This is a genomic window from Paenibacillus aestuarii (assembly GCF_027789125.1).
Taxonomy (GTDB): Bacteria; Bacillota; Bacilli; order Paenibacillales; family NBRC-103111; genus Paenibacillus_E; species Paenibacillus_E aestuarii.
The window spans coordinates 56,720-69,875 of record NZ_JAQFVF010000050.1; the positions used below are offsets into that span (position 1 = coordinate 56,720).

14 protein-coding genes are annotated in these 13,156 nt (G+C 55.8%); 12 read left to right on the forward strand and 2 right to left on the reverse strand.

Going from position 1 to position 13,156, the window contains the following annotated elements:
- The first annotated feature begins 7 nt into the window (after positions 1–7).
- Positions 8–1,315, forward strand: coding sequence for an MFS transporter (locus O9139_RS21245; protein WP_270881447.1), 1,308 nt, complete (start codon positions 8–10; stop codon positions 1,313–1,315).
- A gap of 648 nt (positions 1,316–1,963) precedes the next feature.
- Here O9139_RS21245 and O9139_RS21250 read toward each other — a convergent pair.
- Positions 1,964–2,182 carry a hypothetical protein gene (locus O9139_RS21250; RefSeq protein WP_270881448.1) on the reverse strand — a complete coding sequence of 73 codons (219 nt, stop codon included), beginning with the start codon at positions 2,180–2,182 and terminating at the stop codon, positions 1,964–1,966.
- Between the two features lie 35 nt (positions 2,183–2,217).
- Between O9139_RS21250 and O9139_RS21255 the strand changes: the two genes are divergently transcribed.
- Positions 2,218–2,673 (forward strand): hypothetical protein, encoded by a 456-nt coding sequence (locus O9139_RS21255; RefSeq protein ID WP_270881449.1) that lies wholly within the window; start codon positions 2,218–2,220, stop codon positions 2,671–2,673.
- Positions 2,663–3,094 carry a hypothetical protein gene (locus O9139_RS21260; RefSeq protein ID WP_270881450.1) on the forward strand — a complete coding sequence of 144 codons (432 nt, stop codon included), beginning with the start codon at positions 2,663–2,665 and terminating at the stop codon, positions 3,092–3,094. Before O9139_RS21255 ends, O9139_RS21260 begins: the two co-directional genes overlap by 11 nt.
- Before the next feature lie 232 nt (positions 3,095–3,326).
- Here the strand turns inward: O9139_RS21260 and O9139_RS21265 are convergent, their stop codons facing one another.
- A complete protein-coding gene (locus O9139_RS21265) occupies positions 3,327–4,376 on the reverse strand; it encodes an SIS domain-containing protein (RefSeq protein ID WP_270881451.1) in 1,050 nt (349 codons plus the stop codon).
- A gap of 215 nt (positions 4,377–4,591) precedes the next feature.
- Here O9139_RS21265 and nagA point away from each other — a divergent pair, with 215 nt between their 5' ends.
- From nagA to yunB, 9 genes are all read left to right on the forward strand, one after another.
- Positions 4,592–5,794, forward strand: coding sequence for an N-acetylglucosamine-6-phosphate deacetylase (gene nagA / locus O9139_RS21270; protein WP_270881452.1), 1,203 nt, complete (start codon positions 4,592–4,594; stop codon positions 5,792–5,794).
- Positions 5,791–6,753: an ROK family protein gene (locus O9139_RS21275; RefSeq protein WP_270881453.1), complete on the forward strand. Its 963-nt coding sequence runs from the start codon at positions 5,791–5,793 to the stop codon at positions 6,751–6,753. Before nagA ends, O9139_RS21275 begins: the two co-directional genes overlap by 4 nt.
- 15 nt (positions 6,754–6,768) lie before the next feature.
- Positions 6,769–7,725, forward strand: a complete 957-nt coding sequence (glpX, locus tag O9139_RS21280) for a class II fructose-bisphosphatase (RefSeq protein WP_270881454.1) — start codon at positions 6,769–6,771, stop codon at positions 7,723–7,725.
- Positions 7,726–7,742: 17 nt separating this feature from the next.
- Positions 7,743–8,609, forward strand: coding sequence for a class II fructose-1,6-bisphosphate aldolase (gene fba, locus O9139_RS21285; RefSeq protein ID WP_270881455.1), 867 nt, complete (start codon positions 7,743–7,745; stop codon positions 8,607–8,609).
- Complete coding sequence (gene pfkB, locus O9139_RS21290; protein WP_270881456.1) at positions 8,606–9,535, forward strand: 1-phosphofructokinase; 930 nt, start codon at positions 8,606–8,608, stop codon at positions 9,533–9,535. The genes fba and pfkB overlap by 4 nt, the downstream gene beginning before the upstream one ends.
- A gap of 93 nt (positions 9,536–9,628) precedes the next feature.
- A complete protein-coding gene (locus O9139_RS21295) occupies positions 9,629–10,438 on the forward strand; it encodes a DeoR/GlpR family DNA-binding transcription regulator (RefSeq protein ID WP_270881457.1) in 810 nt (269 codons plus the stop codon).
- A gap of 113 nt (positions 10,439–10,551) precedes the next feature.
- Positions 10,552–11,238: an L-serine ammonia-lyase, iron-sulfur-dependent subunit beta gene (gene sdaAB / locus O9139_RS21300; RefSeq protein WP_270881458.1), complete on the forward strand. Its 687-nt coding sequence runs from the start codon at positions 10,552–10,554 to the stop codon at positions 11,236–11,238.
- Positions 11,239–11,248: 10 nt separating this feature from the next.
- Positions 11,249–12,124 (forward strand): L-serine ammonia-lyase, iron-sulfur-dependent, subunit alpha, encoded by an 876-nt coding sequence (sdaAA, locus tag O9139_RS21305; RefSeq protein ID WP_270881459.1) that lies wholly within the window; start codon positions 11,249–11,251, stop codon positions 12,122–12,124.
- A 117-nt stretch (positions 12,125–12,241) separates the two neighbouring features.
- Entirely contained in the window at positions 12,242–13,039 is a 798-nt protein-coding gene (gene yunB, locus O9139_RS21310; protein WP_270881460.1) for a sporulation protein YunB, read from the forward strand.
- The last annotated feature ends 117 nt before the right edge of the window (positions 13,040–13,156 follow it).

Sequence of the window (13,156 nt, forward strand, 5' to 3'; positions counted from 1 at the left end):
AATTATCATGCAAATCTCGACGTCCAAAAAATTGGCTTACAGCTTCAATCAGGTCGGCCTCAGCGTTTTGTGGCAAGCGTTCAGCGCGGTGGCCGTTTTCTACTATGTCACCGTGCTTGGCGTTTCGGGCACAGCGATCTCCAGCGGCATGATCATTTACGGCATCCTCAACGCGCTGTTTAATCTCCTTGCCGGCTATATGAGCGACCGCACCAAATCGCGGTGGGGCCGGCGCATCCCTTACATCCTATTTGGCAGCCTGCCGTTTGGCCTCGTTTTTTATTTTCTGTTCACGCCGCCGTTAGCCAGTAAGGAGATGCTGCTTCTTTATTTTTTTGCCCTGACGTTTATTTTTGATTTGGCTTACACATTTATCGGGCTCAATACAGGCGCGCTGTTTCCGGAAATGTATCCGACCAAAAAAGATCGCTACGACGTCTCCGCCTATTTGCAAATGCTCAGCATTATCGGCATGATTATCGGAATTGCTTTGTCCAAAACGCTCGGTCAAACGGTCGGCTGGGGGGTGATGGCCGCTATTTTTGCTGTCATCGCCATCGTGACGTTGTACATTTCGCTGTACGGTTCGTTTGAAAATCCCGCGCACCGCACCGAGCCGCTGCATTTCATTGCCGCCACCCGCTACACCCTCAAAAATAAACTGTTCAACGCCTATGTCGTTGCCAATCTGCTCATCCAACTGGTTACCACGATGTTCGTCACCCTTACAGCCTTTTATACCAAATACGTTGTCGCCTTGTCCGGGACGCTCAATTCCGCGTTTCTCGGGGCTGTCTTTATCGTCGCCATTCCCATGTCATTCGTATGGGCTCGAAGCGGCATCCGCCTGTCGACTGTGCGTGTGGAGATTATTTCCAGCGTCTTGTACGCCCTTATCGCGTTGGGCTTTCTTGTTGCCCATAGTGCGGTCGCGGTCATCATCATCGGCGCGCTGCTGGGCATCCCGGTATCGGGCTTCATGCTGTCGCTGCACGTCCTGCTATCCGACGTCATCGATTATGATGCCGTGCAGACAGGACGCCGCCGCGAAGGCATGTACTATGGCGTCAACGGTTTTATTATCCGCATTGGCATGTCGCTGCAGTATGCCATTATGGGCATTTTCTTTGCGACCAGCGGATTCAATGAAAGCTCGGAAGTGCAGACAGCAAGCGCGATATACGGCTTCCGCTTCCTGATCGGCGGGCTGCCGCTCATCATTTTGCTGATCGCACTGGTGTTTCTTTTCCGCTATGAGGCGGCTAATCGTAAAATGTCAGTGGAGCCTGGGCGGAGGGGCAGTGTGTCGTTGTAGGGATGGTGGGGAAACTGTGAAAACCGAAATAGTCGGGAAATATCAGACCGGAGAAGCTGCGGCTGCTGAGAGTGGTGCTTCAGTACGGAATTTCCCAATTGGAGAGAGCTAGTTGGGGAGGAGGCGCTGCAGTCCGGATTTGCCCAGTTAGAGATGGCTAGTTTAGTGAAAAAAGCGCTGCAGTCCGACTTTGCCGAATTGGAGCGGGGTTAGCGTGAGGTGCGTGTGAAAAAGAGGGCTCCAATTGGGAATTTTCGGACTGCAGGCGCTGCGGCTGCTGAAATTGGTGCTGTAGTCCGGAATTTTCCAATTAGAGAGAGCTAGTTTGGGGAGGAGGGGCTGTAGCCCGGAATTTTCCAATTGGAGAGAGTTAGTTTGGGAGAAGGAGCTGTAGCCCGGATTTGCCCAGTTATTGATAGCTAATTTGGCGAAAAAAGCGCTGCAGTCCGACTTTGCCGAATTGGAGCGGGGTTAGCGCGAGGTGCGGGCGAAAAAGGGGGCTCCAATTGGGAATATCGGACTAGAGGCGCTGCGGCTGCTGAAATTGGTGCTGTAGTCCGGAATTTCCGAATTGGAGAGCTGCAGTAGCCTCCGGATTTTCCCAATTGAAGCCTAAATGGTTTGAAAAAGCTGTTCGTGTTCGGGATCTTACAACTGGATAGACGCCCCAGGCTGCAAGGAGAGCAGTCCGGTAAAAACTTCAACTACCAGCTGCGCAAGCAGCTGGTTTGTTGCGTCGTGCGGCGCGTGAACAAGCACGATGGCGTCGCACGTCAGCAGCTGCAGCATGCGCCTCACGTCCGGCAAGCCCTGATGGATTTTGTAGCGGACCACGTCCATCCGGCAGCCTCTCGCCGCAGCGTCCATGCGCTGCAGCTCCTGCGCGTAACTGCCTCAGCGGCATGGCCGGTAATCACGATGCCGCTTCCCGGACGCTGGCGCAGCCGCTCCACGTACGACTGCGCTTTCGCGGACTGCATCATGCCGTCCGTGGTGAAGAAGATGCCCGGCTGCGCATCACTGCTGAGCAAGCGCGCTCGATGCTCATCATCGCGGATCACTTCAACGCTGCTGCCCGGCAGCAGCGCATTCGCCAACAGCTCGCGGGCGCCCGGGCGCAGCCACGCGGGCTGCTCAGTGAGCTGCTCCAGCGCCTGCAGCAGCTCCGGCTCAACCCGCAGCGGCACCGCCGGGAAGCGCTGGCGCATCAGCATCAGCAGCAGGTGCCCGCCTGCTGTGAGAATCTGCGCGCTGGCCGCATAGAGCTGCTCGAGCTTATCCGCCTGCTTCTCCGGATCAGCGCCGTAGGCGGCATCGACAACCGCACCGTGCAGACGGAGGAGATGGATGATGTTTAAGAAAAAAGTTTTTACAGCTGTGCTGGCGGCAGCCGTAGGTTCCAGCTTGCTAGTCGGTGCGGTGGGAGTGCCTCAGCAGGCTGTTGCGGCAAGTAACATGGTGCCGAACTATGAGGTGAAACTGCTTATGGATCCTAGCAAAGTACTGGGTTCCGACTTTAAGTTGACTAGTACGGTGAAAAGCGCTTTTGGCATGCCGGATACGGTGACCAAAATGAACGTGGAGTTCCTGGACACGAACGCGAAAGATATTTACAATAACGGCTGGAGCCCGCGTGTGCGCAAAACGGAGGGCGAGAAGCGGTATGGAGCTATATATCGAAGTATGGCCGATCAAAAATGCCGCTGGCACAGGTACGGAATACGTCGTGGAAGCTTCCTTCAAAACGGACAGCCAAGCGACGGCGTCCAGCAAGCATGACGAATTGATCAGCTACCTGCAAGGCAAAGGCTGGTTCCTGGCGCAGGATTCACTGAAAACGCAATTGATCATGGATCGTTATTAAAATATGATGTATGGACAAGCTGCCGGGGGCGCATTCTGCTCCCTGGCAGCTTGGTTTGTTTATGGCTCTAGAAAACATATCACTACCCAGCAATGGAAGCACAAAAAAACCGCTGAAAGTCCAATTGACCCTTCAGCGGTGTTCGTATTACAGCTTGACCCAAGCAACGAGGCCGTCCGGTTGGTCCGGATTAATACCTTGACGCTCGGCACTCGTTAAGGCAACGATTTGCGGTATGAAAATAAATGGAATCCCTTGCGCAGCAATGTCCAGCCTGTGATCCGAAACGACGGCGTGATCCACGTAGTCCGCTGGGATCGCTTCGGCGCTGTCAGCGAAGGCGATAATCGTCGCGCCTCTGCCTTTAATATCGCGCATCAGATTGCGCTGATGCTCGGTGCCGTCGCCGGAGATGGCGGCGATGACGAGCGTGTCCGCCCCGACGGTGACCATAGGGCCATGCCGGACATCCAGCAAATGAAAAGAGTGCGCCTGCACTTTGGCGATTTCCGTGAGCGCAATGGCGCCTTCGGAAGCTAGGCCTTGCAGCTCGCCATCCGCGAGCACAACGGCGTTCGTCCAGTCGAAGCCGGCCGCCTTGCGGATACCGCTTTCCTCGCGCAGCATGAACGTCTCGCCTTGCGCGATCGCCTTCTCGATATCGGCGATCAGCGTCTCATCGTTACCGAGAAAAGCGGCGATCAGCAGGTTCGCCGTATACAGATTGGTAACGGTTCTCGTTTGGCAGACGCTGTGGTCGAACGCCCACGGCAGCTCCAGCGAGAGATCCGCCAGCTTCGATAATGGCGAATCCGTGACGCAGGAAAGCGCAAGTATCGGGATCGGCTTCTCGCTCTGACTCTGGATCAAGCGCACCGCTTCGACCACTTCGCTCGTGCTGCCTGAGCGGGAAGGAGCCACCAAAAGTGTATGTTGCAGCAGGGAACGATAGCGCTGCGGATTGAGCATCAAATCGCCGCCTGCGAGTGCGCTGGCAGGTAATCCTGCGCGTAAGCGCGTGGAAAATGCTGCCGATTCACTCAAACAATAGCTGGAGCCGCAGCCGACGAAAGTTACGGAAGTAACGGATTGCTTACGAGCGAAAGCGACGATTTCCTCTCTTTTGGCCGTCAAATAATCGAACGTTTGCTGTAAAGCGGAATATTGCTGTTTAATTTCACTGTAAGTCAAGCTCATGAATGAGGCCTCCCCAAAAAAGTTGGTGTTGGTAAGCATAGTTTAAATCACACCCAACAATTTTTCAATCAAAAAATGATTTTTACAATCAATTTATGATTATTTCGATCTAAATTTTCAAAATAAGATTGAAAAAATCACATAACGAGATTATCATAATCATAAAAGGATGATAAAAATCTCGCTCACTGAGCTGATTTGAAGGAGTGATGCTGATGCAGCGCAAAGCGATTCTTATTTATAACGCGCGGATTTTGACGCCTGACGGGTGGATGGAAGCAGGCAGTCTGCTCATCGCAGACGGCAGAATTCAATCGATCCAGACTGGGGAAGCTCCAGCCGATGACCTCACCCAACGCATCGATGCTAAAGGGCGCTATCTGCTGCCAGGCTTCATCGATGTTCATGTTCATGGCGGCGGTGGGTACGATGTCATGACTGGCGATATCGATCACTTGATCGGCATGTGCAAGTTTCACGCCGCACACGGCACGACATCGCTGCTGGCCACAACGCTGACAGCCACGCACGATGAAATCATTCATGCGCTAGCTGGCGCAGCGGAGGCGATGAAGCTGGAGCGGGAGCCGGATGGCGCTCTTTTGCTTGGCGTTCATCTGGAGGGGCCCTTTTTGAATCCCGTCCGCTGCGGCGCGCAAAACCCTGCGGATCTTCGCGATCCTTCTATAGAAGAATTCGATGCGTTCTGGAACGCATCACAAGGTACGATCAAGCTGATGACGATTGCACCTGAGCTGAACGAGGCCGAGGCTGTGATCCGCCATGCGGTCCAGCAAGGCGTGACCGTGTCCTTGGGACATACCGATGCCGACCTGGAAACGATGCAGCGTGCCGTAGCTTGGGGAGCCACACAGGTGACACATTTATTCAACGGCATGCGGCCTCTGCATCACAGAGAGCCGGGGGCGGCAGGCAGCGCGCTCATGCTGGATGAGCTGGCCACGGAAATGATTTGTGACGGGATCCATGTGCATCCGGATTTGGTGAAATGGGTGTTTCGAGTGAAGCCGGAAGAGAAGGTCGTCCTCATCACAGATTGCATGTGCGCCGCCGGCTGTCCCGATGGCGAATATGTGCTAGGCAAGCTTCCGGTCATCATGAAGAACGGCAAAGTGTATCTGAAACAGGACGGCGGCGGGGAAGGCAGCCTGGCGGGCAGCTCGCTGACGATGCTGGAGGCGCTGGCCAATAGCGTGACTTTTACAGGTAAAAGTGTTGCAGAGATCATTCCCGCCTTGACGATCAACCCGGCGAAGCAGTTGGGCATCGATCACTTGAAAGGCTCGATTGAAGCAGGTAAGGATGCTGACTTTATTTTGCTGGACGATGAATGGAAGTTGTGCCAAACGTTTGTTCGTGGTGTCAAAGTGTTTGAACGGGAAGGGGAGAGTCTGTGAGATATGCGGCTGGCGTTGACGTAGGCGGCACGAACATCGTATGTGGAGTGCTGGATGAAACGGGGCATGTAGTCTCAAAGCGGAAATATCCGACTGCTCCGGACAAGGGGGCGAACGCCATTCTGCGTGGGATCGCTGCGATGATTGAGGAGCTGAGGGTTGAGGCCGGTGTTGCTTCCGAGGACTTGGAAGTGATCGGTCTGGGCATTCCCGGGCTGGTAGATCCCGCAGCAGGTATGAGCCGCAGAGCGGTCAACCTGCAATGGGAGCAGGTTCCGGTGGTGGCGGAACTGCGCGCAATGACGGGGAAGCCGGTCTATATCGACAATGATGTGCGCATGTATGTGTACGGTGAGGCCGCTGCCGGAGCGGGGCGCGGACATGATTATGTCTACGGCATCACCATCGGCACAGGGCTTGCCGCCGCTTTTGTGAATCGCGGCGAAATGTATCACGGGCACCGCTTCATGGCCGGAGAGATCGGTCATGTGCCGGTCGACGGCATCGATTTCGCATGCAATTGCGGCAGAACGGGCTGTCTGGAAACGCTCGTTTCCGCGACCGGCATTGCCCGTCTCGCCAGGCGGAAGCTGGAGCAGGGGCAATCAAGTCTGCTGCGGGCATGGTTCCCGGACGCTACGGCCATTCGCGCCAGCGACGTGTCGCAGGCATGCCTGCAAGGGGACGCGCTTGCCAAAGAAGTGCTCGACCGGACCGGACGCGCGCTTGGCGAGGCGCTGGCCTGGGTCGTGCCGATTCTATCGCCGGACGCGATTGTAATTGGCGGCGGCGGCGCCTTGGCGGGCGACTTGCTTTTTGAACCGATGAAGCAGGAGCTGGACCGCCGTTTGCTGCAGGATTACCGCGGCCATTTTGTGGTGAAAAGCGCGGAATTGAACGACAATGCCGGCATTATCGGGAGCGCGCTGTATGCGCTGCACCGCAATAAATCAGAGTAAAGCGAGGAGAAAACGATGGAACGTGAGCTTGCATTAGAGTTGGTTCGAGTTACGGAAGCGGCTGCATTGTCATCTTCTCGCTGGCTGGGTCTTGGCCGCAAAAATGAAGCGGATGAAGCCGCCACGACAGCCATGCGCAATATGTTTGAAACGATTGACATCCGCGGCACAGTCGTCATTGGCGAAGGTGAGATGGATGAAGCGCCGATGCTGTACATCGGGGAGCAGATCGGCAACGGACAAGGCACTGAAGTGGACATTGCGGTCGATCCTTTGGAAGGCACGAACAACTTGACCAAAGGGCTTGGCAATTCGCTGGCGGTGCTCGCCGTTTCGGAGAAAGGGCGCATGCTTCATGCCCCTGACATGTATATGGCGAAGTTGGCGGTCGGACCAAAGCTGGCGGGCAAAGTGAGCCTGGATGCGCCGATTTCCGAGACCCTGAAGATTGCCGCTGCGACCTTATCCAAAGGCATGTCCGAGCTGACAGTCATGATCCTGGACCGCGAGCGGCATGCCGATCTGATCCAGCAGCTGCGCGACCATGGCGTGCGCACGATGCTGCTGCCGGATGGCGATGTTGCCGGGGCGATTGCGCCATCGATGCCGGAGAGCGGCGTCGATCTGTACATCGGCTCCGGCGGTGCGCCGGAAGGTGTGCTGGCTGCGGCCGCGCTCCGCTGTCTGGGCGGGGAAATCCAAGGGCGCTTGCTCGTCACGGAGCAGCATGAATACGAGCGCTGCCTGGCGATGGGAATCGCCGATCCCGGCAAGCTGCTGACGATGGAGGATATGGTCGGAGGCGACGATGTGATTTTCGCCGCGACGGGCATTACCGAAAGCAGCTTTCTGAAAGGCGTCCGCCATTTGGAAGCGAAACGAGCGATGACCCATTCACTGGTCATGCGGTCGAAAACAAGAACGATCCGCTACATTCAAGCAACGCATGATTTGGAATATAAATCTATCTAATCCGGGAGGAATTCACAATGCCACTCATATCATCCACTTCTATGCTCCAAAGAGCGCGTCAACATCAATACGCGGTTGCCGCTTTTAACGTACACACGCTGGAAATGCTGCAAGCCGTTGTCGAAGCGGCGGAGGAGACACAATCCCCGCTAATTATTCAATCGACAGTTGGCACCGTCAAGCATTTGGGCCCGGATTACATTGCCGCGGCAGCCAAAGTTGCGGCTGACCGCACGGGACTGCCAATTGCGCTGCACCTGGACCACTGTACAGACTTCGCTTTGATCGTCCAGTGCATCCGCGCCGGGTATACATCCGTCATGATCGACGCTTCCATGCATCCGTATGAAGAGAACGTGGAGCGCACACGCAAAGTGATGGAAGTAGCCGCGGCGGCTGGTGTGAACGTGGAAGCGGAGCTGGGCAAAGTCGGCGGTGTCGAGGACGACATCGTGGTCGACGAACGCGACGCCCTGCTGGCCGACCCCGAGGAATGCCGTCAATTTATCGGCCGCACGGGCGTACACACCTTAGCTCCAGCGATTGGTACGGCGCACGGCATCTATAAGGGGGAGCCGAACATCGATTTTGCCCGCATTGCCAAGATTGCCGGTCTGGTTGACGTTCCGCTCGTACTGCACGGCGGCTCCGGTATTCCTGCCGAGCAGGTGCGCAAAGCGGTATCGCTGGGCATGGCCAAAATGAACATCGCCACCGAGCTGCGCATCGCTTTTTCGAATGCGATTAAAGATGTCTTCACCGCTCATCCGGACGAAAACGACCCGCGCAAATATATGGTGCCGGCGAAGCAAGCCGTGAAACGATTGGCGATAGAGAAGATGGAACTTTGCGGATGTATCGGTAAGGCTGGGGATGTCCGTTGATTACGACCGTTACGCTGAATGCGGCGATTGATAAAACGTATTACGTCCAGCAGTTTGCCAGCGGCGGCGTGCATCGCGTGGTGCGGCAAATCGCCGAGCCCGGCGGCAAAGGCAACAATGTGGCCAAAGTCGCCAAGCTGCTCGGAGCAGATGTGACGGCGACCGGCTTGATCGGCGGCAGCAGCGGTTCTTTTATCGAGACGCAGCTGGCTGCGCGCGGTATTCGCACGTCTTTCATCCGGGTCCCAGGCGAATCACGGGTATGTTTGAATATTATCGACGAGCACACCGGGGTCTCGACGGAGCTGCTGGAGCAAGGCCCGGACATCGCTGCAGACCATGTGCTGGCGCTCAAAAACACGCTGCGCAGCCTAGCCGCGGAGTCGAGCGTCGTCGTGCTGTCGGGCAGCTTGCCGCCCGGCGCGCCTGCTGCTTTGTACGCCGATCTGATCGGCGTCATTCAGGCTGCGGGGGCGCACGCTTTTCTCGATACGAGCGGCGCAGCGCTCAGCAGCGGCTTAGAGGCGCAGCCGTATTTTGTGAAGCCGAATGAGCAGGAATTGGCGGCATGGATGGGGCGCGAACTGGCAAGCGAAGCAGCGTGGACGGAGGCGGCCGCGAAGCTGGCAGGCGCCGGCATTGCCCAGGTTTGCGTGACGCTGGGCAGCCGCGGGACGATCGCCATCATCGACGGTGCGGCTTATCGCGTTCACCCGCCGCTGATTCAAGCGGTGAATACGGTGGGCTGCGGCGACGCCTTCGTGGCGGGAATGGCTTACGCCGAGGAACGCGGCGAGTCGCCGCTAGAGAAGCTGCGCATCGCGACTGCGGCGGCAGCGGCGAACGCGATGTCGGACAAAGCGGGCCACCTCGACGAAGCCGTCTTCGCTGCCTACTTGCCGCAAGTGCAGGTCACCGCCCTATAAAGCGGATAAAGGCGCTTGCATTCTTCAGCATCATCCTCCACAATGAGAGGATTAGCATGAATGGCGGATTCGCTTTCGTCAAAGGAGAGATATATGGAACTATCTAAGGGCGACCAGCGTCGATCGAAGGCGCTGGAGCTTATTAAACAGCACGGTAAAATATCGCTGCAAGAAATCGTCGAGGCCATCGGCTGCTCGGAAGCGACCGCCAGGCGGGATCTCGATCTGCTGGAGAAATCCGGGCAGATCATCCGCACAATCGGCGGCGCGATCTACGAAGGGGCGCTGATGCAGACGGCTTCATCGGAGATCCCATTTGCCGATAAGCGCTTTTTTCAGCGGCATGGGAAAGAGCGAATTGCGGAGGTTGCCGCATCCTTGGTTAAGGAAGGCGACGTCGTCTCCCTGACAGGCGGGACGACAACTTTTTTCATTGCCCGCGCGCTGAAAAAACACCGCAATATCACGATCGTCACGAACGCCGTGAACATCGCTACGGAGCTTGCCGATGCGGAAGGGATCCAAGTCGTCGTCATCGGCGGCGTTATGCGGCCTAAGAGCTACGAGCTCATCGGTCCGCTGGCCGAAAGCGTGATCGATAAAATCAACATTACCAAGATGTTTCTTGGTATCGACGGTGTGTCGGTGGAGCACGGCTTCACGATGCATTCAGAGCTGGAAGCCCGTATTGCGCGACTGCTGATTGAACGCTCGAGTCAAGTGTATGCGGTGTTCGACCATAGCAAGCTGGAACGAACCGCGCTGTTCACGATCATTCCCCTCGCGGGGGCAACGGGCGTGATTACAAATGATCAGCCGGACAGCTGGTTTAAGGAAGCGTGTGAAGAGCGTCAGATCGCCGTATATGTAACGCCGGAAAGGGAAGGATCTAGCCAGGAATAAAGGTTAGGTCCTTTTTTTCTGTGTGAAGTCCACATTTTCCCAAGGAGGAGTCGCCTTTGCCTGCATAGAATATACAAAGGTTAGATTTTTTTAAAATTATGGGGGCTTTCTCTATGAGGTTTAAAGATGTGTTTTCCATTATAGGTCCATCGATGGTAGGGCCTTCGAGTTCTCACACCGCCGGCGCAGTACGAATCGGAAAAGCGGCGCGCCAAATGTTCGGCGAGCAGCCGGAGAAGGCGCATATCCTCTTTTACGGCTCCTTTGCCGCCACTTATAAAGGCCATGGCACCGACCTGGCGATCGTTGGCGGACTGATGGATTGGCCAACGGATGATCCGAGAATTCCGCATTCGATTGAATTTGCCGAGCAAAGCGGTGTTGACATCATCTTTGAACAGGGGAAAGGATTGTTCTCACATCCGAACACAGCCAAAATCATACTGTCCTCCCCATCCGTAGCTAAGCAAATCTCGCTTGTTGGCACGTCGATTGGTGGCGGTAACATAGAAATCATTGAAATCAACGGATTTCATGTTAAGTTGACGGGCGCTTATCCGACGCTTGTCCTTCGGCATCATGACTCGCCCGGCGTTGTCGCCGATGTCGCACAGCTGTTAAAGCAGAAGCAGACGAACATCGGACATATGTCCGTGGACCGCAAAAGCCGCAGCGGTGATGCGATGACCGTTATGGAACTGGATGCCGCGGTTGCCTCTGAGCTGGTCGCAGAGTTGGAAACCTTCCCAGCAATACAATCCGTGAATATTATCGATTTAAGCAAAGCTAATAATGAGTGAGGGATCAGGGATGAATTTTACAACTTTAAAGGAACTTAAGGTTCTTTGCGAGCAGCGCAATCAAGGTATCGGACAAGTGATGCTGGAAGAGCAAAGCGCCGAGTCAGGGCGGCCCGCCGAGCAGGAATTCGCGCAAATGGCAGAATACTATCAAATTATGAAAATGGCGGTTCACCGCGGCTTGCACGAGAATACGACGTCCCGCAGCGGTTTAACCGGCTTAGATGCCCAGCGCGTCATGGCTTACAGAGCGCAGTCGGAGCCGACTCTCGGCGGCGCAGCCAGCGAGGCCATGGCTTATGCACTTGCCGTATCGGAAGTGAACGCATCCATGGGCCGCATTATCGCGACGCCGACCGCCGGTTCATGCGGGATCATTCCCGGCGTTTTCGTCAGCTGCCAGGAGCGCTTCGGCTGGACGGATGAGCATATGGTATCCGGCTTATTCGCCGCAGGCGCGATCGGTTACGTGATCGCGAACAATTCATTCATCTCCGGCGCGGAAGGCGGCTGCCAGGCCGAGGTTGGCTCGGCCATCGGCATGGCGGCAGGCGCGCTCGTCGAGCTGCGCGGCGGCACGCCTGAGCAGGCGGTGCATGCCGTCGGCCTGGCGCTGAAGAACTCGCTCGGCCTGATCTGCGATCCGGTTGGCGGCCTGGTGGAAATTCCGTGCATCGTCCGCAACGGATTCGGTGCTGTTACCGCCTTGGCGGCGGCAGATATGGCACTCGCCGGCGTCCGCAGCGTCATCCCTTCCGACGAAGTCGTTCAGGTGATGCTGGAGGTCGGCTCTTCGATGCCGGAGAAGCACCGCGAAACGGCGGGAGGCGGCTTGGCGCAGACGCCGACAGGGCGCAAAATCATGAGTGACTTGCGCAAAAAATAACACATCCGCAGCCGCCTTCACACCGAGGGCGGCTGTTCTTCTTCCCGTGCGTCCTTCTTTTTTGCCTTCCCTTCGCATAAGTTGTTACTATGACAAGCAGGCTGAGGGGGGAATGGAATGCTGCGAAGACGAGGATGGAGAAGCCGGCCTTCCGGGAAAGCAAGCCGCAAGCGGGTTGTGCTCATCGTGCTTCTCATCATAGTCTTGTTTGGGGTTCAGTCATTCGTGTTCGTTGAGCGCAATTTACGCCCGCCTCTAATGAATCTGGCTAAAGTGCGGATCAAGCAGATCGCCACGCAAGCGATCAACAGTGCGATTGCCGATCATGTTGCAGGCAGCGCGAATGCGGAGCAGCTCATTGATTGGAAAACCGATAAAAACGGTAAAATTACTGGATTTATGCTGAATTACGCGGAGCACATGCGCATCACATCGGATACGATTCGTACGGTGCAAGGGGAACTGAACAACCTGCAAGAAATTAATGAGCATGTTCCCGTCGGGCAGGCGATGAACAGTACGATCCTGGCTTCCTTTGGACCGAATATTCCCATCAAGCTGCTGCCGGTGGGCAACGTCAAGGTGGATCTCAACACACGCTCGCAAAATGCAGGAATTAACATGGTGCTCTTTGAGGTGTATGTGCGAATCATTGCCGAAGTATCGGTCATTATCCCGTTTGACTCGGATACGGAAATCGTGGAAACGGAAATTCCGATTTCCTATTCGCTGGTCGTAGGCGACGTCCCGACGTATTATTTTGACAACAAAGGCAACCCTGTGGGCAGCAATAAGGACGCGGTGCCGCCTAATTTGTCCATCCCCAGCATGCCGGGAGTCAGCACTACAGCTCCGGCATCAAGAGGGGAAAACAAGGAGGAGAACACCGCCCCGTCAGGAGCCGCTAAGGAATAAACAAACAGCAGCCTTCCCGTCATTGAAGTGACCCCTTAAAGTTAGACAAATATTTTATGCAACCTGTTGGGCGTGAGCACGGTATTGTACCGGGCTCATGCCTTTTAATTTTGATTT